Genomic DNA, 22,726 nt, shown 5'->3' on the forward strand with positions numbered 1-22,726 from the left:
GACCTCCTATAGAACTACGACTCTAACGGTCGAGTCGTTGAACCGCGTTCGTTTGGCATCTCAGCGCAGGGCGTCCAGACTCAGCAGCGTCGTATGGCAGGCGCGCGCGAGCTCGGTGCCCTTGGTCCGAAAATGTGCCTTGAAGAAGCCCGCATGGTCGGCATGCTCATGGAAATGGTGCGGCGTCAGGACGGCGGAGAACACCGGTACGCCGGTATCGAGCTGCACCCGCATCAGACCGTCGATGACCGCGGTGGAGACGAACTCGTGACGGTAAATCCCGCCGTCGACGATCAGGCCGCAGGTCGCGATCGCGGCGTACCTCCCGGTCTGTGCCAAGCGCAGCGCGTGCAGCGGGATCTCGAAGGCGCCGGGGACGGCGTACTCCTCGACGGTGCAGTCACGCAGTTGGGTGAGCGATTCGCGGAAGCCCCGGACGCCCTCGTCGACAATCTCGTTGTGCCACTGCGAGGAGACGATGGCGATGCGGGCACCCACCTGGTCGTTAGCTTGCGTGCTCATCGGGCTCTCCCTTGGTAATTGTGCGGTCGGTGCCATCCCATCACACGTTTCGTGGTCGGGCACTCGGGTGTGCCCGCTGCAGCCGGGGTGGGTGCGTGCGGCGGGCCGTCGTACGGTTTGATGGTCCTGCCGCCATTAATTCCGATGATTGACGAGGCAATGGATTCTGATCTGGTCATCGACATGCAAGACGTCTCGGTACGACGCGGCACCAACGTTCTTCTCGACCAGATCAACTGGCGCGTGGAGCTCGACGAGCGCTGGGTGATCCTCGGTAAGAACGGTGCCGGCAAGACGACTCTCCTCAAACTGGCCTCCGCGCAGATGCATCCGTCATCGGGCACGGTCACGCTGCTTGGCGACCGGTTAGGCAAGGTCGACGTGTTTGACCTTCGGCCCCGGATTGGGCTCGCGTCGGCCGCACTCGCATCGCGGATCCCCCCGGCAGAGCACGTCTCGGACATCGTCGTGTCAGCCGGCTACTCGGTCATGGGCCGTTGGCGCGAGGCGTACGACGACATCGACCACGACCGGGCCCGTACGTTGCTGCGGCAGTGGGGCGTGGAGCGGCTGGCCGATCGTCAGTTCGGCACCCTCAGCGAAGGAGAGCGCAAGCGGGTCCAGATCTGTCGTGCGCTGATGACCGATCCGGAGCTGCTGCTGCTCGATGAACCGGCCGCCGGCCTCGACCTGACCGGCCGCGAAGACCTGCTCGCGCGGCTCAGCGAGTTCGCCGCGGACGCGGACGCTCCGGCGATGGTGCTGGTCACCCACCACGTCGAAGAGATTCCGCGCGCATTCACCAACGTCATGATGCTGCGCGATGGCAGCGTCGTACGGGAAGGTCTGCTCGATGACCAGATGAGCGAGCAAGCGATCTTCGACACGTTCGGCGTCGAGGTGTATCTCTCCAAGCGTCGCGGCCGGTTCTTTGCCTCGGTGGCCTAGCCCAGGTAACCCGGTCGCAAAAGCAGGTCAGGATGCAAAGCAGCTCAGGATTTAGCGCAATAACCACCAATTAATCACAGCTGAAAGGACCACCATGGGCGAGTTCGTGACACTTGAGGTCGAAGACGGGGTCGGTACGATCCGGCTCAACCGTCCCCCGATGAACGCCTTGGACAAGAACGTCCAGGAAGACATTCGGTCCGCCGCACACGAAGCCGGCGCCAACGATGACATCAAGGCCGTCATCGTGTACGGCGGGGAGAAAGTGTTCGCCGCGGGCGCGGACATCAAAGAGATGCAGCCGATGAGCTTCAGAGACATGTCGGCACGCGCAGATGCGCTGTCATCGTCGTTCACCGCACTCGCCGACTTACCGAAGCCGACCGTTGCCGCGATTACCGGCTACGCGCTTGGTGGCGGTCTCGAACTGTCGATGTGCTGCGATATTCGCATCGTCGCCGACAATGCGAAGCTCGGCCAGCCGGAGATCCTGCTCGGCATCATCCCCGGCGCCGGTGGCACCCAGCGACTGTCCCGGCTCGTCGGCCCGGCCAAGGCCAAAGACATCTGCTACACCGGGCGTTTCGTCGACGCCGACGAAGCACTTCGGATCGGGCTCGCCGACAAGGTCGTGCCGGCCGCATCGGTGTACGACGAGGCGAAGAAGTGGGCTGGTCAGTTCGTCGGCGGTGCGTCGATGGCGCTGCGCGCCGTGAAGGCGGCCGTGGACGGCGGGCTCAACGGCGACCTCGCCTCTGGGCTGAAGCTGGAAAGCCAGCTGTTCGCGGCCCTGTTCGCCACCGAGGACCAGAAGAACGGTATGCAGTCGTTCATCGACAACGGTCCCGGTAAGGCGAAATTCACCGGCCGCTAACGCCGGTGGTACGCGCTCGCGGCTGGCGCGCTACGAGAACAGGTGTAGCGCCCATGCCGCGACCAGCATGAGCACAGTTACGCCCGTGAGGGTGCGCTCCTTGCTGTCATCTTGCGGCTGGATCGCACCCTCGGCGAGCCGATTGGCGAGATTCTTCAAGAGCGTAAGAACCGGCAACCCGGCCAACATCGCGACGATTAGGGCGATCCCGGTCAGCTTGTGCGCCGCGCCGCTCGCCGTCAGCAGCACCATGAGGACCGCCGTGACGATCCAGCACAAACTCACTACGGTCGCAATTGCGCGCCAGCGGCCAGTGAGTCGTTCGCCTTTTTCCACGCGGGTCCTCGGATCGTCTGTTGTGGGATGTCCTTGGTCGGTTGTCATGCTACGTCGCTGCGGATGGTGGGGCGGCGTGAGGAACCGGGGACGCGAATCGGCCCTGGCTGCGGCATCGAGGATATGCAATTAGTCACCCCGTCCCGATGCGCGAGCCGACGCGACCGGGTGAGGGTCGCCTAAATCTCTTGTGTGGTAGGCAATCTCGGCCGGTTGCGCGGCTCAATCGGTGAACGCCGTCGTCCTACTGCCGAGTAACATGGGTCCGCGGCTGCGATTAGCACGCGTTCATCAGATAACGTCTGGTGTCGGCGCGAAAACCGCTGCCATGCATTTTCACATCCGTATCGGCATGAAACCATTGCGGTTCATCCCGCCCACAGGAGGTTCGTCTGACGATGAACATCGTCGTACTTGTGAAGCAGGTTCCTGATTCAGGCAACCCGCGCACACTCAAAGACAGTGACAACACAGTTGATCGCGAAAACGCCGATCTCGTCCTTAACGAGATGGACGAATACGCCATCGAGGAAGCTCTCCTAATAAAGGAAAACCAAGGCGACGGTGAAGTTACCGTTCTTTCGGTGGGCCCCGAGTCGGCGACCGACACGATCCGCAAGGCACTGCAAATGGGTGCCGACAAGGGTGTGCACGTGACCGACCCCGCGATTCACGGCTCTGACGCCATCGCGACGGCCAAGGTCATCGCGGGCGCGCTCGGCAAGCTCGAGTGGGACATCGTGATCAGCGGCGCCGAGTCGACCGACGGCCGTGTCACCGTGATCCCGGCAATGCTTGCCGAGATCACCGGCGCGACCCAGCTGACCAGCGCACGGAAGCTCACGTTCGAGGGCACCGAGGTTACCGCCGAGCGTCAGGTCGATGGCGGTTACGAAGTGGTCAAGGGCCAGTTGCCTGCTGTTATCAGCGTCTGGGACACCATCAATGAGCCGCGCTACCCGTCGTTCAAGGGCATCATGCAGGCCAAGAAGAAGCCGATCGACACCCTCGCGCTCGCCGACACCGGCGTCGACGCCGGCGAGGTCGGACTCGAGAACTCCTGGTCCGAGGTCATCGAGTGGGCGCCACGTCCGCCGCGTCAGGCCGGCCAGGCGATCACCGACGAGGGCGACGGCGGCGTGAAGCTCGTCGAGTACCTCGTGGGCCAGAAACTTATCTAGGCAGAGGACAGGGAAGAGATATCAATGAGTGAAGTACTTGTACTCGTAGAAGCTGCCGATGGTGCCCTGAAGAAGGCGACCCTCGAGCTGCTTACCGCCGCTCGCGGACTCGGTGAGCCAAGCGCGGTCGTCATCGGCGCCGCCGGTACGACCGACGCCCTTGCCGCGGCTCTCACCGAGAACGGCGCCGAGAAGATCTACGCAGTTGAGTCCGATGACGTAGTCAACTACTCGGTTGCGCCCAAGGTCGAGGCTCTCGCCCAGCTCGTGTCCGAGAAGTCGCCGGCCGCCGTACTCATCGGCTCGACGACCGAGGGCAAAGAGATCGCGGGCCGCCTCGCGGTCAAGACCGGCAACGGGCTGCTGACCGACGCAGTGGACCTCGACGGCGAAGGTGTCGCAACCCAGTCGATCTTCGCCGGCGGCGTCAGCGTCAAGTCCAAGGTCAAGACGGGTCTGTCCATCGTCACCCTCCGGCCCAACTCGATCACGGTCAGCACGCAGGCCGGTGCCGGTGCCCGCGAAGACATCGCGGTGACCGTCTCGGACAACGCTAAGAAGGCCCAGATCGTCGACCGGGTGACCGAGTCCGGCGGTTCGCGTCCCGAGCTCACCGAGGCCGGCAAGATCGTCTCCGGTGGTCGCGGCGTTGGCAGCGCGGACAATTTCGCCGTCATCGAGGCGTTCGCCGACTCGATCGGTGCCGCGGTCGGTGCTTCGCGTGCCGCCGTCGACTCTGGTTTCTACCCGCACCAGTTCCAGGTCGGCCAGACCGGCAAGACGGTTTCGCCGCAGCTCTACGTCGCGGCCGGCATCTCCGGCGCGATCCAGCACCGCGCGGGCATGCAGACCTCGAAGACGATCGTCGCGATCAACAAAGACGCGGAGGCCCCGATCTTCGAGCTGTCCGACTTTGGTGTTGTCGGCGACCTGTTCAACGTCGTACCGCAGGCAACCGAAGAAGTGAAGAAGCACAAGGGCTAGGGACCTAACGCCCGGACCACCGCGCTCGGGCTCCTAGTCGATGCGAAAGTCCCCCTTGTCACGCCCATAAAGGTGTGACAAGGGGGACTTTCGCATGACAAGCGGCTGGCCCGACGACTCGGTCTGGATCGTACAAATGTGCTGTTCGACAGCAAGATTTCGAGATCGGCGCTGCCAAACCATACATTTGTGCGATGGTTACGACGAAGCGGGGCACGGCCGGCAGCGATTGCTTCCCGCGGATGGCGGGGACAAAGTCGCGGACGGTGGGTGTTGAATGGAGGCATGCCACTTAAAGGGGAATACGAACGCGGACAGTTGGGCTGGGCGGCCGACCAGGCCGAGAGAATCGAAGCGTCGGGCGGGACGAAGTCGACGACTGTGGGCGGGCGGCCGGTCATCGTCGTGACGTCGGTCGGCGCGAAGACCGGGAAACTACGCAAGAACCCGTTGATGAGGGTCGAACACGAGGGCACGTACGCCGCCGTGGCATCGCTCGGTGGGGCTCCTAAGCATCCGGTCTGGTACTACAACCTCAAAACCAATCCGCACGTCGAAGTGCAGGATGCAACTGTCAAGCAAGACATGCGCGCGCGGGAAATCACCGGCGCGGAAAAAGACATCTGGTGGGAGCGCTGCGTCGCGGCGTACCCCGACTACGCCGACTACCAGAAGAAGACGACTCGAGTGATTCCGGTGTTTCTCCTCGAGCCGATCGGCGCGGACGCCGAATAAAGTGAACGGCACCGAGGTTTACCTCGACCATGCCGCCACCACCGTCGTGCGCGAAGAGGCCATCGAGGCCATGTCGCGGGTGATGCGCGATGTCGGTAATGCCTCATCCCTGCACGCGACGGGGCGACGGGCCCGCCGGTACGTCGAGGAAGCACGCGAGTCGATCGCCGAGGCCGTCGGTGCTCACCCGATCGAGATCATCCTCACCAGCGGTGCCACCGAGGCAGACAACTTGGCCGTCAAAGGCCTACATCGTCTGCGACACAAGGAGAATCCCAGGCGTAAGACGCTGATAGTGTCGCCGGCCGAACACCATGCTGTGTTGGATACGGCGCGCTGGCTGCAGTCTGACGAGGGCGCCGACCTGGCGTGGGCCGAGGTCGATCGATACGGCGCCGTCACCAGCGACAGTTTGCGCGCCGCGATCGCGACGGCGGGGGACACGGCCACCGCGGTAGCGGTGATGTGGGCCAACAACGAGGTGGGCGCGATCTCGGACATTCCGGCGCTGGCCGCGATGGCGGCGGTAGAGGGCGTGCCGATGCACAGCGACGCGGTGCAGGCTGTCGGCGTGCTGCCGATTGACTTCGCGGCGTCTGGACTGGAAACCATGGCGATCACCGCGCACAAGGTGGGCGGGCCACAGGGCGTGGGCGCGCTGGTCGCGCGGCGCTCGTTCAAACCAACCCCGTTACTGCACGGCGGCGGTCAGGAACGGCAGATCCGCTCCGGCACTTTGGACGTCGCCGGCGCGGTCGGGTTCGGGGTGGCGATTGCCGCGGCCACCGCGGAAATGCGGAACCACCGGGAGCGTGTCGGTGTGCTGCGCGAGCGCCTTATCGCTCGGCTACGCACCGTTGTGCCGGACCTTGACGTCAACGGCGTACCCGAAAACGATCCCGGGCGCACCCTGCCGGGGATCCTCAGCGTGTCAATTCCTGGATGCAGTGGGGATGCGCTGCTGATGGTCCTCGATACCAACGGCATCTCGGTGTCGACCGGTTCGGCATGTACCGCGGGCGTCGCCGAACCGTCGCACGTCGTACTGGCCATGGGCGGCTCCGAGGAACGGGCTCGGTCGACGCTGCGCATCTCGATGGGACGTACGACGACCGAGGCCGATCTCGACGCGTTGGTCGAAGCGTTTCCCGAGGCCGTGCTGCGCGCCCGCGCCGCGGCCGGGGTGCGCTGAGCCGGGTAGACTCTTGCAACCGTGAAGATTCTTGCTGCAATGTCCGGTGGAGTCGACTCCGCCGTTGCCACCGCCCGTGCCGTCGATGCAGGTCACGATGTGACCGGCGTCCATCTTGCTTTGTCGCGTGCCCCCGAAGCCGTTCGCGCTGGTGCTCGTGGATGCTGCACGGTAGAAGACTCGCGTGACGCTCGTCGCGCCGCCGACGTACTAGGAATCCCGTTCTATATCTGGGATCTCGCCGAGCAGTTCCGCGAGGACGTCATCGACGACTTCGTGGCAGAGTACGCGGCCGGCCGCACGCCCAACCCTTGCCTGCGGTGCAACGAGAAAATCAAGTTCACCGCCGTACTTGACCGGGCCCGCGCCCTCGGCTTCGACGCCGTGGTGACCGGACACCATGCCAAGCTCGAGCTCGACGATGCTGGTACGCCGCACCTGGCACGTTCGGTCGATATGGGCAAAGACCAGTCTTATGTCCTCGCCGTACTTACCCCGGACCAGCTGCGATTCGCGATGTTCCCGCTCGGCGATACGACCAAGGACGACGTACGCGCCGAGGCTGCTCGCCGCGGACTGTCGGTCGCAGACAAGCCCGACAGCCACGATATCTGCTTCATCGCTAACGGCGACACCGCCGGATTCCTCACCCAACACCTCGGTGAGCAGCCCGGGGAGATTGTGGACTCGACCTCTGGCGAGGTCCTCGGATCGCATAATGGCTCGTACTCCTTCACGATCGGGCAGCGCAAGGGTCTGCGCCTTGGCAATCCGGTCAGCGACGGCAAGCCGCGCTACGTCTTGGATATCTCTCCAGTCGATAACCGGGTGACCGTCGGGACCGCCGACCAGCTCGATATCGCCACCGTGGTCGCCGAGCGCCCGGTGTGGACGACCGGCGAGGTCCCGGCGCTGCCGTGGAGCGGCACGGTGCAGATGCGTGCACATGGCGGCATGGCCGGCGCCGTGGTCGAAATTGATGCGGACGGGCGACTGGTCGTCGGGTTGACCGAACCGGTCAAGGGGATTTCCGCGGGGCAGGCCATCGTGCTCTACGACAGCGACAACGTCGTCGGGTCGGCCACTATTTGTCACACAGTCGCGGCGTGACGACGCTTCCAGCAGGAACGACCGGGATCGGTTCGCTGCCAGGCACCGATCCGTCCGAGGCCATGCGGGTTGCGTTTGGTGAAAACCTCGATATCGCCTTCATGGCGGAGCTTCCTGCCCGCGGTCCTGGCGCGGACATAATCGGCCGTGCGAGCGGCGTACTGGTTGACCTGTACGTCGATCGCACAGTGTCCGGATGGCGGATAGTCCCGCGGGCCGGCCTGGACTGGCGGCGTACCAAGGACTTGTGGGCGCGCGATCTCGATGCACTGCAGGTGGCCGCCGACGGGTACGACGGCCCGCTGAAGATCCAGGTCGCCGGGCCATGGACGCTGACGGCGAGCGTCGAGCTGGCCAGTGGTCACCGGATCCAGACCGATCACGGCGCGCTGCGTGATGTGCACGAGTCGCTCAGTGAGGGGATAGCCGGTCTGGTGACGGAGGTCGCCGCCCGCTGCCCTCAGGCACAGTTGATCGTCCAGCTCGACGAGCCCAGCTTGCCGGCCGTCCTCGCCGGTGACCTGCCGACGGCCAGCGGATTTGGCCGGCTCGACCCGATTGACGAACCGACGCTCGAACAAGGCCTGGCGCGCACGATCTCGACCATCGGCGTACCTGTCCTGGTGCACTCCTGCGCGCCCAAACCGCCACTGGTGATGCTGAAGCGTGCCGGCGCGACGGGTGTGGCGATCGACCTCGCGCTGGTCACTGAGGCGCAGTACGACGAGCTCGGCGAAGCGCTCGACGGCGACTTCGTCCTCTATGGTGGCGTCTTCGGTGTGGCGGAGGTCGGTCCGAAGACGATCGACCGGACCGCGCAACGAATTCGCAGACTTGCTCGGCACATAGGGATGTCTGGCGAAGGGGTGCGCACCCAACTCGGCCTGTCGACCGCGTGCGGCCTCACCGGGATGCCTATGGAGCGCGCCATCGAAAGGCTCCAAGCCCTCAACACGCTGGCTGCCCAGCTCCAGGACAATCCCGAGGAGGACGAGGAACGATGAGTACGACGCTCGCCTTGATCGAGAAGTACTACGACGCGTGCGGGCGCGGCGACGAAGATGCGGTCCGATCTACGTTGCAGCCCGACATCACGCACTTTTACCTCGCGCCCAACGTCGGATCGCGGCCGGTGCGCAGCGCGGAGCACCTAGCTCGGAAAGTGCACAAGAGCGCCGAGAAGCTGGGCGCTCGCTGGCAGGTCGACCGGCTCATCGAGCAGGGCAGCCGGGCGGCGATCGAGTGGGCCATGACGTGGACGCCCGCCGGGGTTGACGCGCCGATCGTGACCCGCGGCTGCGAGTGGTTCGAGGTCAGTGACGGGCTCATCGCCGAGGTTCGCTCTTACCATCAGGTGCTCGACGAGCCGTGCGACCTTGACGGCTTCCCATACACAGACAGGAAGTACAGCGGCGTCGATCGCGAGTCGTCGGCCAAGGACGACCTCGGTGCCCAGCCTCCGAGCTCCCGGCTGCCGTTGATCATCGACTACTACGACGCGTGCACGGCCGCCGACGCCGAACGACTCGAAGCGTTCTTCACCGCCGACGTCACGCATTACTTCCTGCGGCCCAATGTCGGCTCGACTGCCGTCAGCGGCGCACAACACCTCGCTCGCTACTGGCGCAAAGTGGCCCGGATGCTGCAGGCTCGGTGGGTCGTGGAGAGCATTATCGAGCAAGGTGACGAGGCGATCATCGAATGGTCGATGTACAACCAGCCCGCTGGCGCGCCACGACGAATCGTCACCCGCGGCACGGAGTGGTACGTGTTCGACAATAACAAGATCGCCGAGATCCGCTCCTACCACCGCAACCTCGACCAGAGCAGTGAGCTTGCCGAGTTCCCGTACGCCGAGCGCGGGTTCAGCGTTGTTGGGCACGAGTCGAGCCGGCTACACGACGCCGCGACCACGCCCTTTCAAAAATTGTCGCCCTGATCGGAGACAATGGCCGAGTGAGCAAATCTGACAGCGGGCGCAAGCCCGAGAGCAAGCGCAATTCCGAGAGCAAGCGCAAGTCTCAAGGCGTGGGCAAGCCCGTGGCCGATCAGGAGCAGACAACCGATGCCGCCGACGTTGCGCTGGCCAGGCATGCGCAGTTGGCCGCTGAGCTGACCGAGCATTCCGACCGATATTACGGCGATGACGCACCGACGGTCAGCGATGCCGAATACGACGTACTGTTTCGTGAACTGCTTGATTTAGAGTCGGAGTTCCCCGACTTGGTCGGCCCAGACTCGCCGTCGCAGCGGGTCGCAAGCTATGGACAGTCATCCTTCGAGTCGGTCACTCACCTGCGCCGGATGTACAGCCTCGACAACGCGTTCAACTTCGAGGAGCTGGACACCTGGGCGGACCGGATCGCCCGCGACGGCGTCAAAGATCCCAAATATATCTGCGAGCTTAAGATCGACGGACTGGCGATCGCCCTGGTGTACGAAAACGGGAAGCTGACTCGCGGCGCGACCCGCGGTGACGGGCAGGTCGGGGAGGACATCACCGCAAATGCCAAGACCGTCAAAAACATCCCGTCGCGGCTGAAAGGCAAGGACTTCCCGACCCGGATGGAAGTTAGGGGAGAGGTCTACTTTCCGACGGCCGAGTTCCTCGCGCTCAACGAGTCGTTGGTCGAACAAGGTAAGCCGCCATATGCCAACCCGCGCAACACCGCTGCGGGGTCGTTGCGTCAAAAAGATGCAGCCAACACCGCCAAACGCGACCTGCGCCTCGTCGTACACGGCATCGGGCTGGCCGAGGGCGTGAGCTGGAAGAGCCAGTCCGAAGCCTACGAGATTCTGCGCGGCTACGGGTTGCCGACCTCGGATCGCGTCCGGGTGGTCGACGGGCTCAAGGAAGTGCGCGAGTTCATCGACTACTACGCCGAGAATCGGCACAGCGTCGAGCACGAGATCGATGGCGTCGTCGTCAAGATTGACGAGATTGCACTACAACGCCGGCTGGGTACGACGAGTCGCGCGCCGCGCTGGGCGATCGCCTATAAATACCCACCCGAAGAGGTCAACACCAAACTGCTGGACATCCGGGTCAACGTCGGGCGCACCGGCCGGGTGACACCGTATGGCGTGATGGAGCCGGTCCAGGTCGCCGGATCCACCGTTGAGATGGCAACCCTGCACAACGCGCACGAAGTAAAGCGTAAGGGCGTACTTATCGGCGACACTGTCGTCTTGCGTAAGGCCGGCGATGTGATCCCGGAGATTCTTGGGCCCGTCGCCGCTCTGCGAGATGGCAGCGAGCGCGCCTTCGTTATGCCCACGGACTGTCCGTCATGCGGGACGCCGTTGCGCGAGATGAAGGAGGGTGACGCCGACATCCGCTGCCCCAACGCCGAAGCGTGCCCAGCCCAGCTGCACGAACGGTTGACCTACCTTGGGTCACGTTCCGGGCTCGACATAGATGCGCTTGGCTGGAAGGCTGCCGGCGCGCTGGCCGAGTCCGACGGGTTCCTCAACGAGGGAGACGTCTTCGCGCTGACTGAGGAACAGCTCATCGGCATACCGTTCTTCCGGCTCAAGACCAAGGAGTCACTGACCGAGAACGCGCGAAAGCTGCTGGAGTCACTGCAAATCGCCAAGACGCAGCCACTATGGCGGGTGCTCGTCTCGCTGTCTATCCGGCACGTGGGGCCTACCGCAGCGCAGGCCCTCGCCGCGCACTTTCGTTCTCTGGATGCGATCGTGGCTGCGCCCGAGGAAGACCTCGCGGCTGTCGACGGCGTCGGTGGCATTATCGCCGAGTCGGTGAAGAACTGGTTCGCGGTCGACTGGCACCGCACTGTTGTCGACAAATGGCGGGCGGCGGGCGTGCGGATGGAGGACGACGAGCCAGAGGGATCGGATCTACCGCAGACGCTCGAGGGGCTATCGATTGTGGTGACCGGGACACTGACCGACTTCAGCCGGGACGAGGCGTCGGAGGCGATCGTGGCGCGCGGTGGGAAGGCCGTCAACTCGGTGAGCAAGAAGACGGCGTACGTCGTCGTCGGTGACTCGCCCGGTACCAAGGCACAGAAGGCCGAGACGCTGGGCCTACAGATTCTCGACAACGACGGCTTCAAGAAACTTCTCGAGCACGGCCCTGAGAATTTCGGTAGTTGAGAGTTCGGCTACTTTTCGCGAGTCTCTTCGAAGCGTAGGAAGATCGTGCGCGCGATTCCGACGATGTGTGCGAGGCGGGCGATCTCGCTTGGCCGGAAGTCTGGACCGCCGGGCCGACCGGCGACGACGCAGAAGAACTCACCGGCCGGAGCGCCCATCAGCGAGGTGTCGAGGGTCGTCCACGTTTCGGGCACGGGATCGCGGCTGGGCTCGATCAGCCGGGCGCGCTCCAGCTGGGCCCACGGGGCCACCTTGCCCGCGTCCGGCGCGCCCTTGCTGCGCAGGAGCACTTCGCCCTCGTGGTCGACCAGCACGCCCCAGCCGGACCGGAACAGCCACGGAATGTCATCGAGCAGCAGTTGTCCGGCGCCGAGCGGATCGGCCGACATGGCCTCGATCAGCGCAAGCTCACGATGCGTCGCCAGCGCGCCGTCGAAGGGGCGGATGGACTCAACCTGCACGCCGTCGATCGACTGGGCCGCGCTCATGATCTCGTCGGGAAGCTTGCCGGGACCGATATCGATCACGATGTCATCGACGGCGTGATTGTCGGCCTTGTCGACGATGTCGACACTGATGATGTCGCCACCGGCCGAACCGATCGCTGTGGCGACGAGACCTAGCGAACCGGGGTGGTCGGGCAAGATCACGCGCAGCAGATAAGACATGTCACTTCGTTTCGCAGATGGGGGCATTTTTCCAGGTTGTCCGGGTTAAACATCTACCACCTAATCACGACAGGTACGCCGCGGGCGATGACTTGTGCCGAGCCGATACCGCACCGCAACACGACGTTACGTCGCGGAAACCGGTGGCGAGGCTACCAGTCCGCGCCGACCAGAAGACCAATCACGAGCGCCGCGCCGTAGACAATCTGGAGCTGACCGGTGGCTACGAGAACACTGATCAGGTCCATACCTTTCGCGCCGCGTAGCACGGTGCGTACCGGAAAGAAGCCGACTATGGCAGCGATTGCGATGAGTGGCAGACAGATCACCGGCACCACCAGCGCGCCCACGACTATCGCCAGACCGACGCACAGCGCATACATGATGCGGGTGCCGCGGTCACCGAGCCGCACCGCGGACGTGCGTTTCCCGACCAGCGCGTCCTTGGGCAGGTCGCGCAGGTTGTTGGCGACAAGTACGGCGACCGCGAGCAGGCCCACCGGGATCGCGGTCCACAGCGCGAGCCAGCTCAGCCGCGGGTGCGAGCCCGCGACGTAGGCCGTGCCGATCACGGCGACGAGCCCGAAGAACACGAAGACGGACACGTCGCCGAGCCCGCGATAGCCGTACGGCGAGGAGCCGCCGGTGTAGAACCACGCGCCGACGATCGCCACGGCGCCAACGAGCACTAGCCAGTACGACGTACTGACGGCCAGGCCGAGCCCACAGAGCGCGGCCAGTGCGAAACAGCCGAACGCGGCGTACTTGACCTGCTTCGCCGGGACGACTCCCGAAGCGGTGAGCCGCAGCGGGCCCACTCGGTCGGCGTCGGCGCCGCGGATCCCGTCGCTGTAGTCGTTGGCGTAGTTCACGCCGATCTGCAGCGCCAGCCCGACGACGAGCGCGAGCACGACCCGCCACCAGCTGATTTCGCCGTACCAACCGGTGCCGGATGGGGCGTACTCGGCGGCGACGGCGGTGCCCACGGCAACGGGTACGACAGACAGCGGCAGAGTGCGGGGGCGGGCGCCGGCTACCCAGAGGGATGCCTGGCTGCGATTTTTCACCAGGACATCTTCGCGTAACCGACACAACGGGTCAGCAGGTGCCCTCCGCTTCGATAGCGGCCAGTAGAATAAACGATTTGGCACGACCTTGTTCAAGTGAACGAACGCTTGGACAGGCACCCAACGTCGACAGGAATGTCTTCACCACACATGTCTGAATCAAAGATCAGCCGCGATGAAGTGGCCCATCTGGCGCATTTGTCCAGGTTGTCGGTCACCGAATCCGAGATTGATACCTTCGCCCCGCAGCTCGAACGCATCCTGGAGTACGTCGCGAAGGTGGGTGAGGTCGCCGCTGACGAGATTCCGCCGATGTCGCACAACGTGCCGATGACCAACGTGACCCGACCGGACGTGATCACCCCGTCGCTGGATCGTGACGAGGTACTGCGGGCGGCGCCGGCCGCACAGGAAAACCGGTTCCGGGTACCGCGCATCCTTGACGAGGAGGCGTAAGCATGGCGCCGAGCGAACTGATTCATCTGTCCGCTGCCGACCTCGCGGCCAGGCTCGCCGCCGGCGACGTCACGTCCGTCGAGGTGACGCAGGCTCATCTCGACCAGATCTCCGCGGTCGACGACACGATCGGGTCATTTCTGCACGTCGATGGCGCCAAGGCGCTCGCACAGGCCGCGACGGTCGACGAAGACCGCGCCGCCGGCAAGGCTCTCGGCCCGCTCGCCGGCGTGCCGATCGGCCTGAAGGACGTCTTCGTCACCCGGGGTACGCCGACCACCGCCGGCTCGAAGATCCTCGAGGGCTGGACCCCGCCGTATGAGAGCACGGTGAGCGCCCGCGCGCTGGCGGCCGGGCTCGTCGTACTCGGCAAGACCAACATGGACGAGTTCGCGATGGGCTCGACCAACGAAAACTCGGCGTACAAGCCGGTCCGTAACCCGTGGAATCACGACCGGATCCCCGGCGGCTCCTCCGGCGGCTCGGCGTCCGCGGTCGCCAGCTTTGAAACGCCGCTCTCGCTCGGTACCGATACCGGTGGCTCGGTCCGGCAGCCAGCGGCGATGTGCGGTCTGGTCGGGATGAAGCCGACGTACGGCAGTAACTCGCGGTACGGCGTCATCGCCTTCTCCTCGAGCCTCGACACTCCTGGTCCGTTCGGCCGCACCGTTATGGACACCGCGCTACTGCATGAGGCGATCTCCGGCTATGACCCGTGCGATTCGACGTCGATCGATGCACCGGTGCCCGGAGTGGTCGCGGCGGCGCGCAAGGGCGCCAACGGCGATCTCACGGGTGTGCGCGTGGGCGTCGTACGCGAGCTCGGCGGTGACGGTTATGAGACCGGCGTGATGAGCGCGTTCGAGGCCGGCGTACAGACGCTGCGCGACCTTGGTGCGACGGTGACCGAAGTCAGCTGCCCGCACTTCTCCTACAGCCTTCCGGCGTACTACCTGATCGCGCCCAGCGAGGCCTCGTCCAACCTGGCCAGGTTCGACTCCGTCCGCTACGGGCTACGGGTCGGCGACGACGGCGAGGCCAGCCTCGAGGAAGTCATGTCGATGACCCGAGAGGCCGGCTTCGGCGCAGAGGTCAAGCGTCGCATCATTCTGGGCGCGTACGCGCTGTCCAGTGGCTACTACGACGCCTACTACGGCCAGGCGCAGAAGGTGCGCACCCTGCTGGCGCGCGACTTCACCGCCGCCTTCGAGCAGGTCGACGTGCTGGTGTCACCGACGACACCGACGGTGGCCTACCCGATTGGCGCGAAGGTCAACGATCCACTCGCGATGTACCAAGGCGACCTGTGCACGCTGCCGGCCAGTCTCGTCGGCGTACCGGCGATGTCGCTGCCGGTCGGGTTGGCCGAGGATCCTGCTGACAGCGGGGGTACGCCGCTGCCGGTGGGCCTGCAGATCATGGCGCCGACGATGGCCGATGACCGCTGCTACCGGGTCGGCGCAGCACTCGAAGGCGCGCTCGATGCCTCCCGCGGTGCGCCGTTCCTTGCCGAGTTGGCGATCCGATGAACGAGCTGGAGCTGAGCGGTCGCAACAAGAAGATCAACATTGCCGCGTGGTCGCTGGCGATCTTCGTGATCGTGGTCGGCGTCATCATGATGGTCACGACGGGCGAGAAGATCTTCCTGTTGTTCATCATCCTTGGCTTACTGACCGTTGTTAACGTGATCTTCTACGACCGAGTCGTGCTCAAACCAAAACTGGCCAAGCTACGGGCCGATCGCGAAGCGGCCGAGACCAACCAGGAGAAGACCCTATGAGCATGCAAGCACGCGCGGGCGACGCCGAGCTGCTGGCCGCGCTCGAGACGTACGAGCCGGTCGTCGGCCTGGAGACGCACGTCGAGCTCGGCACCGAGTCGAAGATGTTCTGCGGCTGCGCTACCGAGTTCGGTGCGGAGCCCAATACACAGATCTGCCCGGTCTGTCTCGGCCTACCCGGCGCGTTGCCGGTACCTAACGAGAAGGGGATCGAGGGCACGATCCGGATCGGGCTCGCGCTGAACTGCACGATCGCTACCTGGTGCCGATTCGCCCGCAAGAACTACTTCTATCCGGACATGCCCAAAAACTTCCAGACCAGCCAGTTCGACGAACCGCTGTGCATCGACGGCTACCTTGACGTCGTTGTCGACGGCGAGACGTTCCGCGTCGAGATCGAGCGCGTGCACCTCGAAGAGGACACCGGTAAGTCGTTGCACGTCGGCGGAGCCACAGGTCGGATTCAGGGCGCGACTCATTCTTTGGTGGACTTCAACCGGGCCGGCATTCCGCTGGTTGAGGTCGTCACCAAGCCGTTCGCGGGAGCGGGCGCAAAGACGCCGGCGGTGGCCCGCGCGTATGTCTCGGAACTGCGCGAGATCTGCCGTGCGCTTGGCGTTTCGGACGTCCGCATGGAGCAAGGCTCGATGCGGTGCGACGTCAACGTCTCGCTCAACAAGCCGGGTGAGGGCCTGGGTATCCGGACCGAGACCAAGAATGTCAACTCGTTGCGGTCCGTCGAGCGCGCCGTTCGCGGTGAGATCATCCGGCAGAAGCCGTTTCTCGATGCCGGTGAGCGGATCTACCAGGAGACTCGGCATTTCCACGAGGACAGCGGCCAGACGACCTCGGGCCGCAGCAAGGAAGAAGCCACCGACTACCGCTACTTCCCGGAGCCGGATCTGGTGCCGATGGCGCCGGACCCGGAGTGGGTACGACGCCTCAAGGCCGAGCTCCCCGAGCTCCCGGCGGCCCGACAGAGCCGCCTCAAGAGCGAGTGGGGGCTCTCTGACAAGGACATGGGCGCCCTGGTCAGCACCGGTGCGCTCGATCTCATGTCGCAGACGGTTGCGGCCGGGGCAAGCGCGGCGGACGCCCGCAAGTGGTGGACCGGTGAGCTCGCCCGCCGCGCCAACGAGGCCGGGATCGAGGCCAGCGAGCTGGCCATCACACCGCAGCAGGTCGCCGAGATCATCGGCCTGGTCACGTCCGGGCGTCTCAACGACAAGCTTGCGCGCTCCGTGGTCGACGGCGTGCTGGCCGGTGAAGGCAATCCGGAGGCCGTCATGAAGTCTCGCGGGCTCGTTGTGGTCTCCGACACAGACACGCTCGGCGCGGCCGTCGATGAGGCGATCGCCGCAAACGGCGACGTCGCGGGCAAGATTCGTGCCGGCAAGGTAGCCGCGGCAGGGGCGCTCGTCGGGGCAGTGATGAAGTCCACGAAGGGTCAAGCGGACGCGCAGGCGGTGCGCGCCCTTATCCTCGAACGGCTCGGCCAAACACCGTGAGCGCCACGGTCGCGACAATCGACAAGGAGGAAGTGTGCTCGTTCTGACGCATGGCTCTCCTGACGACGCGGCTCAAAAGAGGTTTTTCGAGACGATTCGGCAGTACGGGCCCGGGCGACGCAACTTTCCCGGGCTCATCGTGCTCGGCGACGGCTTCACACGGTTCGGGCCGATCAGCGGAGTCGCGCTGACAGCCGAAGGCATCGCGGTCATCGGAGTCCAAGAGATTCCAGACGCGTCGGGCTACCTGTTCGCTCCGGCCCGCGGCGCCTGGACCGTCGGTGGCCGGTTGATCCACCTCGGTCGTGGTGGCAGCAACCCCGTCCATGAAACGGACACGGCCGTAAAGAACGTCGCAGCGGTACTGCGCAAACGTGGAATCGACCCGGGTTACATGCAGTCGTTGATCGTGGTCGATGGTGACATCTCCGGGGTCGCGCAGCCGGAGACCGAACGCTCCAGCGGTGTCGTCGTCGTCCGGACGCACCAGGACGACATCGCCGACGGAATCGTCCGCGCAACCTCCCAAACAACTGGTGGCCTCAAGCAGTTGTGGACCAGTGCCGACGTACTCGCGGCGCTGCGAATCCTCGGGTACGACGGAAGTCAGGTACCGGTCGAGGCGCTGACTAATGAAGGATTCCCGTACTCGCCCTACGTGCTGCGGCCGACCTCGACCGAGGACTCACCGGTCGCCGCGGTCCCGGAACACGCGCAGGCCCGACTCATGGGCCACGGTAGTGCGGCCGACGCGCCGACCGAGCACACCCGGCCCAATCCGCGGGTGGCAGCCGTACCGTTGCAAGCGTCCGCGCCGCTCGCGGTGTCCGAGCCCGCCGCCGCCGATAGCCTGCTCGACGCTCCTGAAGAGGATGACATCCATCGCAGCCCGTTTCGGTGGCTGGCCGGTCTCGCCGCCCTCGCGGTGCTCATCGCAGCGGTTGTATTCGGAGCCCAGTGGCTGTTCTCCGGTAGTTCGGACAAGTCCGCGGGTAACGGCGGTAGTGGATCGAATACGTCGCAAGGCGCAGGCGCGAGCGATGGGGCTGCAGGCACGACGACGCCTGCCGCGCAGCAGATCGACGGCCTCGCCTTCCAGCAAGGCGCCTACGACCAGACCGCGAAGTGTGCGACGTTCTCGTACGGCGAGATCAAGTCGCTCCTGACTCAGATCGGCTGCAGTGGACTGACGAGAGCTCTCTATCTGACCGATGTGGACGGAAAACAGGTTGTCGTCAGCGTCGCCGACGTCAAGCTGAAATCCGACGGTGATGCCGCGAAACTGAAGTCGAAGGTGGACTCGGACGGCACCGGCAACGTCAACGACCTCTTGCGCGATGGCGTGATCCCCAAGGGGTACCCGTCGACCAAAGTCTTTGACAACGCGGAGTACGCATCATCGATCGACGGCCAGACCGTGCGGATCGTCGAAACCGCCTTCACCGACGGTGGCGATCCGAGCGCCAACGTGAACAAGGCCGCGGATGTCGCACTCAAGCTCAAGATCGACAAGCAGTAGCCGCCGACTAGCTGATGCCGCCGCCGCCACCCTGCGGGGGCGGCACCATGATGATCTTGTCGTCGTCCGCGGCCGGCGTACCGATGCCGTCCCTGTTGTAGGTGCCGACCCACATGGCGCCGGACGCCGGGTCGATCGCGATCGCGCGCAGCCGACCGTACTTGTCGGTCAGCGATAGCTGCGGATCGTCGACCGGCGCGCCCTTCTTGTTCATGATGCTGGTCATCAGCGATTTCGAGTCGAGCCCGGTGACGATCGCGGTCGTGGTGACCGCGGCGCAGGCGGCGCCGCCGAGCGACTTGCCGGAGTAGGCGACCGTCGGATCGGTACCTGCGTAGTTGGCGCCCGGTTCCAAGGTCTCAAGCTCGTTTCCGGTGACGGCCGTGGGAGTGCCGCCGCCGAGGTCGACCGCATAGCCGCCGTTCGTCGACAGGCAGATGCCCGTCGCGTCGGCGAGCCCGCTGGCGAATACCGCCGAGCCGGCCGTCGGATTATCGGCGGCAGGAGCGCCGAAGTTGTCGATCCGCAGTATCTTCCCGGCGAGGCTAGCCGGATCCGTGGCCAGCGCCGGATTGCCGGTATCTCCGGTGCCGATATAAAGATTGCCGTCGGCGCCGGCAGCGAGCGCGCCCCCGTTGTGGACCGCGCCCTTCGGGATCCCGGTGATGACAGGTACGACGGTCCCGGCACTGTTGAAGCTGACGACCCGATTGTCGGTCGCCGTCGTGATGTAGGCAAACACGAGCCCGTCCTCGCTGTACGCGGGCGAGGTGGCCAAGCCGAGCAGGCCGCCGTCGCCAGACGCGTCTATGCCGGGAATTGTGAACAGGTCTTGCTGGGGCACGCCGGGTTGTCCGTTGACCTTGATGATCTTGCCGGTCGCGCGCTCGCCTACTAGGGCCGTGCCGTCCGGCAGGGGTGCGATACCCCAGGGCTGATCGAGACCGGTAGCACGCACCGCACTGTCCTGATTTTCTCCCGGTTGACCAGGAGTGCTCGGCGTCGACGGGTTCGTCGGCGGCTGACCGGTATCGGGGCTCTGACCACCAGGATTCTGGGGGACCGCCTGCGGCGACCAGTTGCCGCTGCCGAGGTAACTGTCCGCGCTCGCGCATGCCGACGCGCCGAGCAGGCAAAGGATGGACAGACACACGGCAACCGGGCGCCGTGAGTGCGTCGTACGCCGCATCAAATGTCTTCGTGCCCTTCGGTTCTGATCGTGCCGAGTCCGCATCAAGCTCTGCATTTTGGTTGTGGTCCACCATATGCCGGGTCGGTTAGCGCCGACGGGATCCAGCGCAAGTGAGATCGTGCTATCGGGTATGACTTCTCAAACACCCGTTCCGGATCCGTTGGGTCCGGATTTTCTAGCCGATACAACAGCGCAGATGTCTGGCGCGACGATTTCGCGACTGTGGACGGCCGCGACGCTGCCTCAATCGATGCAATAGGCTCACCAGACACAACATCCCCAGCGGTCAGGTACAAGCATGCCGAGAAACTCCACCTCAGTGGTGCGGGCCGTCGCCATCGGCCTGGCCGCGGCGGTACTCGTCGTACTGGTGATGGTCTCTACCGGCGGACAAATCGACCTGGTCCACGCGCCCGCGCATACGACTGCGGCCGCCGCACAGTCGAGCATGGCCGGACCGCCGGCCGGGTCCGTCCAGCCGAACGCCACGGATCAGAGCATGACCGGCTTCTGGACCGGGCTCGTACTGCTCGGCGGGTTCGTCATCGTCGGGCTTCTGGCTTTGCTGCTGAATCTGCGCAAGATGGTCGGAGGACGGCGGCGCGCGGTCCGAATGCGGGTCGAGGACCACGACGATCGACTGCTTGATGCGGTCGCCGAGGACGCGAGCGCACACCTAGCGGCGCTGCGACTTGGCTCGCCGCGCGAGGCGATCATCGGATGCTGGCTAAGCCTCGAGTCGACCATGCAACGAGTCGGCTTGAAGCCTGATAAGGCGGAAACCTCTACGGAGTTGGTGCAGCGGGTCCTATCGACGTACCCCGTAGAGCGGACCTCGATAGAGCGCCTCGCGGCCGCCTACCGGGAGGCGCGTTTCTCGGCGCACGACATCCCTGAAGCATCACGGTTGTTGGCGCTCAGCGCGATCGAGCGGCTGCACGCCGAACTGTCCGAACTGCGCCGGCGCGGCGTGCCGGTGCCGGCGGACGGGGGACGCAGATGAAACGCGCGGCGTTCCGGTGGGTGGCCGGGATCGTCTCCGCCGGGATCGTCGGCGCCCTCGGCTACACGATTGGGAACGGTTTCCAGATCACCCCCGAGCCGGTGTTGTTCGCCGCCGCCGCGGTCGTCCTGCTGGGCATCGGAATCCTGCTGGCCACGATGCGCCCCCCGGACGAGCCGCGGTGGGATGACCTGGCAATGCGGCGACGTACCTCCGACCGATCCCTGGATACGCCTGGCGTCGCGCCGTACATCGCGCCCGACGAGTCCTCCCGTCGACGACTGTCAGCAACGCTCAAGACAATCATCGATGACAAGGTGCGCTCGGCGTACGGATTCGACCCGGCGACCAACCCCGAGCGGGCGCGTGCGGCGATGCCGCCCCGAGTCCACGAGTTTCGGTTTGACGAGGACCCGGTACGCCGCCTGGTAAAGACGTCTTACGTCGAGCGACTGGTCACCGAGATCGAGCGCACCGGCACCGAAAGAACCTACTTGCAGTCCTCCGAACACACCGCACCCAACCAAGGACAGGGCACCGAATGAACCAGGACCAGCTCGCCGAGCTCAGCGACCAGGCGAAGAGCATCCTCGACGAGGTCGAGCGCGCTGTTGTCGGCAAACGGCCCGCGCTCGCGCTCATACTGTGCGGCGTGCTCGCGGGCGGACATGTGCTTCTTGAAGACTTCCCAGGACTGGGCAAGACGCTGGCCGCACGGTCGTTCGCGCAGTGTCTCGGACTGGAGTTCAAACGTGCCCAGTTCACTCCCGACCTGCTGCCGGCCGACCTGACCGGCTCGTTCATCTACAACCAGCAGATCGCGGACTTCGAGTTTCGGCGGGGGCCGCTATTCGCCGGATTCCTGCTGGCCGACGAGATCAACCGGACGCCGCCCAAGACGCAGGCGGCGCTGCTCGAGGCGATGCAGGAAGCGCAGATCACGGTCGAGGGCAACACCTTTGTGCTGCCGCGGCCCTTCCACGTCCTCGCGACGGCCAACCCGGTCGAGTACGAAGGCACCTATCCACTACCCGAAGCGCAGCTGGACCGGTTTCTGTTGCGGATCCAGTTCGGCTACCCCGATCACGATGAGGAGTTCGAGGTCCTGCAACGGCGGATGAGCCGCCAGCAGGAGTCAATCGAGCTGCATCAAGTCATCGACGCTGCCGGGCTTTTGGCTCTACAACAAGCGATCGAGACCATCGAGATCGATCCGAGCGTGCTGCACTACTGCGTGGCATTGACCGAGGCCACGCGCTCGCACGCCGATGTCGCGGTCGGTGCGTCGCCGCGCGGCTCGCTGGCGCTGATGCAGGTTGCTCGGGCGTATGCAGTGATTGATGGCCGCGACTACGTGACTCCCGAAGATGTCAAGGCGGTCGCGGTCCCGGTGCTGGCGCACCGGATCCTTGTCAAACCGGAGAACTGGATGCGCGACGTCACCGGGTCGACGGTCGTCTCCTCCGTACTGGGGTCGGTGCCCACGCCGGCGGCCGTCGGCGCGCGGGCCGCCGATTCGCCGACGGCGTAAC

Annotated in this window: 23 protein-coding genes; 18 read left to right on the top strand and 5 right to left on the bottom strand. The window is 65.0% G+C overall.

Annotated features, from left to right (window positions below; translation table 11 throughout):
• Positions 1-60 precede the first annotated feature (60 nt).
• Positions 61-522 (bottom strand): 6,7-dimethyl-8-ribityllumazine synthase, encoded by a 462-nt coding sequence (locus CLV47_RS03450; RefSeq protein WP_170110943.1) that lies wholly within the window; start codon positions 520-522, stop codon positions 61-63.
• A gap of 159 nt (positions 523-681) precedes the next feature.
• On the opposite strand from CLV47_RS03450, the gene CLV47_RS03455 reads away from it, so the two are divergent.
• On the top strand, positions 682-1,470 hold the full coding sequence (locus CLV47_RS03455) for an ABC transporter ATP-binding protein (RefSeq protein ID WP_177557477.1): 789 nt from the start codon (positions 682-684) through the stop codon (positions 1,468-1,470).
• A 94-nt stretch (positions 1,471-1,564) separates the two neighbouring features.
• Positions 1,565-2,344, top strand: a complete 780-nt coding sequence (locus CLV47_RS03460) for an enoyl-CoA hydratase/isomerase family protein (protein ID WP_106347606.1) — start codon at positions 1,565-1,567, stop codon at positions 2,342-2,344.
• A 30-nt stretch (positions 2,345-2,374) separates the two neighbouring features.
• On the opposite strand, the gene CLV47_RS03465 is transcribed toward CLV47_RS03460, so the two are convergent.
• Complete coding sequence (locus tag CLV47_RS03465; RefSeq protein ID WP_146135268.1) at positions 2,375-2,728, bottom strand: hypothetical protein; 354 nt, start codon at positions 2,726-2,728, stop codon at positions 2,375-2,377.
• Between the two features lie 350 nt (positions 2,729-3,078).
• Here CLV47_RS03465 and CLV47_RS03470 point away from each other — a divergent pair, with 350 nt between their 5' ends.
• The 8 genes from CLV47_RS03470 (at position 3,079) to ligA (ending at position 12,001) form a co-directional block, all read left to right on the top strand.
• The gene (locus tag CLV47_RS03470; RefSeq protein ID WP_106347608.1) at positions 3,079-3,861 is read left to right on the top strand and encodes an electron transfer flavoprotein subunit beta/FixA family protein; all 783 of its coding nucleotides are present in this window, start codon (positions 3,079-3,081) and stop codon (positions 3,859-3,861) included.
• 24 nt (positions 3,862-3,885) lie between these two features.
• Positions 3,886-4,845, top strand: coding sequence for an electron transfer flavoprotein subunit alpha/FixB family protein (locus CLV47_RS03475; RefSeq protein WP_106347609.1), 960 nt, complete (start codon positions 3,886-3,888; stop codon positions 4,843-4,845).
• Between the two features lie 285 nt (positions 4,846-5,130).
• Positions 5,131-5,580: a nitroreductase family deazaflavin-dependent oxidoreductase gene (locus tag CLV47_RS03480; protein ID WP_106347610.1), complete on the top strand. Its 450-nt coding sequence runs from the start codon at positions 5,131-5,133 to the stop codon at positions 5,578-5,580.
• A 1-nt stretch (position 5,581) separates the two neighbouring features.
• Positions 5,582-6,772 (top strand): cysteine desulfurase family protein, encoded by a 1,191-nt coding sequence (locus tag CLV47_RS03485; protein WP_106347611.1) that lies wholly within the window; start codon positions 5,582-5,584, stop codon positions 6,770-6,772.
• A 21-nt stretch (positions 6,773-6,793) separates the two neighbouring features.
• Positions 6,794-7,882 carry a tRNA 2-thiouridine(34) synthase MnmA gene (gene mnmA / locus CLV47_RS03490; RefSeq protein ID WP_238145199.1) on the top strand — a complete coding sequence of 363 codons (1,089 nt, stop codon included), beginning with the start codon at positions 6,794-6,796 and terminating at the stop codon, positions 7,880-7,882.
• The gene (locus CLV47_RS03495; protein WP_106347613.1) at positions 7,879-8,886 is read left to right on the top strand and encodes a uroporphyrinogen decarboxylase/cobalamine-independent methonine synthase family protein; all 1,008 of its coding nucleotides are present in this window, start codon (positions 7,879-7,881) and stop codon (positions 8,884-8,886) included. The genes mnmA and CLV47_RS03495 overlap by 4 nt, the downstream gene beginning before the upstream one ends.
• Positions 8,883-9,821, top strand: coding sequence for a nuclear transport factor 2 family protein (locus CLV47_RS03500; RefSeq protein ID WP_106347614.1), 939 nt, complete (start codon positions 8,883-8,885; stop codon positions 9,819-9,821). Before CLV47_RS03495 ends, CLV47_RS03500 begins: the two co-directional genes overlap by 4 nt.
• 17 nt (positions 9,822-9,838) lie before the next feature.
• Positions 9,839-12,001 (top strand): NAD-dependent DNA ligase LigA, encoded by a 2,163-nt coding sequence (gene ligA / locus CLV47_RS03505; RefSeq protein ID WP_238145200.1) that lies wholly within the window; start codon positions 9,839-9,841, stop codon positions 11,999-12,001.
• 8 nt (positions 12,002-12,009) lie between these two features.
• Here the strand turns inward: ligA and CLV47_RS03510 are convergent, their stop codons facing one another.
• Complete coding sequence (locus CLV47_RS03510) at positions 12,010-12,696, bottom strand: ACT domain-containing protein (RefSeq protein WP_202862367.1); 687 nt, start codon at positions 12,694-12,696, stop codon at positions 12,010-12,012.
• 125 nt (positions 12,697-12,821) lie between these two features.
• Positions 12,822-13,736: a 1,4-dihydroxy-2-naphthoate polyprenyltransferase gene (locus tag CLV47_RS03515; protein ID WP_106347905.1), complete on the bottom strand. Its 915-nt coding sequence runs from the start codon at positions 13,734-13,736 to the stop codon at positions 12,822-12,824.
• A 150-nt stretch (positions 13,737-13,886) separates the two neighbouring features.
• On the opposite strand from CLV47_RS03515, the gene gatC reads away from it, so the two are divergent.
• From gatC to CLV47_RS03540, 5 genes are read left to right on the top strand one after another with little or no spacing between them, the layout of a single operon-like run.
• Complete coding sequence (gene gatC, locus CLV47_RS03520; protein WP_106347616.1) at positions 13,887-14,192, top strand: Asp-tRNA(Asn)/Glu-tRNA(Gln) amidotransferase subunit GatC; 306 nt, start codon at positions 13,887-13,889, stop codon at positions 14,190-14,192.
• 2 nt (positions 14,193-14,194) lie between these two features.
• Positions 14,195-15,721 (top strand): Asp-tRNA(Asn)/Glu-tRNA(Gln) amidotransferase subunit GatA, encoded by a 1,527-nt coding sequence (gene gatA, locus CLV47_RS03525; protein ID WP_106347617.1) that lies wholly within the window; start codon positions 14,195-14,197, stop codon positions 15,719-15,721.
• Positions 15,718-15,972 (top strand): hypothetical protein, encoded by a 255-nt coding sequence (locus CLV47_RS03530; protein ID WP_106347618.1) that lies wholly within the window; start codon positions 15,718-15,720, stop codon positions 15,970-15,972. The genes gatA and CLV47_RS03530 overlap by 4 nt, the downstream gene beginning before the upstream one ends.
• Entirely contained in the window at positions 15,969-17,480 is a 1,512-nt protein-coding gene (gatB, locus tag CLV47_RS03535; RefSeq protein ID WP_106347619.1) for an Asp-tRNA(Asn)/Glu-tRNA(Gln) amidotransferase subunit GatB, read from the top strand. The genes CLV47_RS03530 and gatB overlap by 4 nt, the downstream gene beginning before the upstream one ends.
• A 34-nt stretch (positions 17,481-17,514) precedes the next feature.
• A complete protein-coding gene (locus CLV47_RS03540) occupies positions 17,515-18,999 on the top strand; it encodes a hypothetical protein (protein ID WP_106347620.1) in 1,485 nt (494 codons plus the stop codon).
• Between the two features lie 7 nt (positions 19,000-19,006).
• On the opposite strand, the gene CLV47_RS03545 is transcribed toward CLV47_RS03540, so the two are convergent.
• Positions 19,007-20,152: a PQQ-dependent sugar dehydrogenase gene (locus CLV47_RS03545; RefSeq protein ID WP_170110944.1), complete on the bottom strand. Its 1,146-nt coding sequence runs from the start codon at positions 20,150-20,152 to the stop codon at positions 19,007-19,009.
• A gap of 337 nt (positions 20,153-20,489) precedes the next feature.
• Here CLV47_RS03545 and CLV47_RS03550 point away from each other — a divergent pair, with 337 nt between their 5' ends.
• Genes CLV47_RS03550 through CLV47_RS03560 form a run of 3 tightly spaced genes read left to right on the top strand, consistent with a single transcriptional unit; the run spans position 20,490 to position 22,725 of the window.
• Positions 20,490-21,194 carry a DUF4129 domain-containing protein gene (locus tag CLV47_RS03550; protein ID WP_106347622.1) on the top strand — a complete coding sequence of 235 codons (705 nt, stop codon included), beginning with the start codon at positions 20,490-20,492 and terminating at the stop codon, positions 21,192-21,194.
• Positions 21,191-21,739: a hypothetical protein gene (locus CLV47_RS03555; protein WP_106347623.1), complete on the top strand. Its 549-nt coding sequence runs from the start codon at positions 21,191-21,193 to the stop codon at positions 21,737-21,739. The genes CLV47_RS03550 and CLV47_RS03555 overlap by 4 nt, the downstream gene beginning before the upstream one ends.
• A complete protein-coding gene (locus CLV47_RS03560; protein ID WP_106347624.1) occupies positions 21,736-22,725 on the top strand; it encodes an AAA family ATPase in 990 nt (329 codons plus the stop codon). The genes CLV47_RS03555 and CLV47_RS03560 overlap by 4 nt, the downstream gene beginning before the upstream one ends.
• Position 22,726 lies beyond the last annotated feature (1 nt).

It is taken from the genome of Antricoccus suffuscus (assembly GCF_003003235.1).
Lineage (GTDB): Bacteria > Actinomycetota > Actinomycetes > Mycobacteriales > Antricoccaceae > Antricoccus > Antricoccus suffuscus.

What these genes read in the sequence shown, in the direction of transcription:
- CLV47_RS03550 (WP_106347622.1), top strand. Translation starts at nt 20,490, where the DNA reads ATGCCGAGAAACTCCACCTCAGTGGTGCGGGCCGTCGCCATCGGCCTG.
- CLV47_RS03510 (WP_202862367.1), bottom strand. Translation starts at nt 12,696, where the DNA reads ATGCCCCCATCTGCGAAACGAAGTGACATGTCTTATCTGCTGCGCGTG.
- CLV47_RS03475 (WP_106347609.1), top strand. Translation starts at nt 3,886, where the DNA reads ATGAGTGAAGTACTTGTACTCGTAGAAGCTGCCGATGGTGCCCTGAAG.
- gatA (WP_106347617.1), top strand. Translation starts at nt 14,195, where the DNA reads ATGGCGCCGAGCGAACTGATTCATCTGTCCGCTGCCGACCTCGCGGCC.
- CLV47_RS03500 (WP_106347614.1), top strand. Translation starts at nt 8,883, where the DNA reads ATGAGTACGACGCTCGCCTTGATCGAGAAGTACTACGACGCGTGCGGG.
- CLV47_RS03470 (WP_106347608.1), top strand. Translation starts at nt 3,079, where the DNA reads ATGAACATCGTCGTACTTGTGAAGCAGGTTCCTGATTCAGGCAACCCG.
- gatC (WP_106347616.1), top strand. Translation starts at nt 13,887, where the DNA reads ATGTCTGAATCAAAGATCAGCCGCGATGAAGTGGCCCATCTGGCGCAT.
- CLV47_RS03455 (WP_177557477.1), top strand. Translation starts at nt 682, where the DNA reads ATGGATTCTGATCTGGTCATCGACATGCAAGACGTCTCGGTACGACGC.
- CLV47_RS03560 (WP_106347624.1), top strand. Translation starts at nt 21,736, where the DNA reads ATGAACCAGGACCAGCTCGCCGAGCTCAGCGACCAGGCGAAGAGCATC.
- CLV47_RS03480 (WP_106347610.1), top strand. Translation starts at nt 5,131, where the DNA reads ATGCCACTTAAAGGGGAATACGAACGCGGACAGTTGGGCTGGGCGGCC.
- CLV47_RS03530 (WP_106347618.1), top strand. Translation starts at nt 15,718, where the DNA reads ATGAACGAGCTGGAGCTGAGCGGTCGCAACAAGAAGATCAACATTGCC.
- gatB (WP_106347619.1), top strand. Translation starts at nt 15,969, where the DNA reads ATGAGCATGCAAGCACGCGCGGGCGACGCCGAGCTGCTGGCCGCGCTC.
- CLV47_RS03465 (WP_146135268.1), bottom strand. Translation starts at nt 2,728, where the DNA reads ATGACAACCGACCAAGGACATCCCACAACAGACGATCCGAGGACCCGC.
- CLV47_RS03460 (WP_106347606.1), top strand. Translation starts at nt 1,565, where the DNA reads ATGGGCGAGTTCGTGACACTTGAGGTCGAAGACGGGGTCGGTACGATC.
- CLV47_RS03555 (WP_106347623.1), top strand. Translation starts at nt 21,191, where the DNA reads ATGAAACGCGCGGCGTTCCGGTGGGTGGCCGGGATCGTCTCCGCCGGG.
- CLV47_RS03450 (WP_170110943.1), bottom strand. Translation starts at nt 522, where the DNA reads ATGAGCACGCAAGCTAACGACCAGGTGGGTGCCCGCATCGCCATCGTC.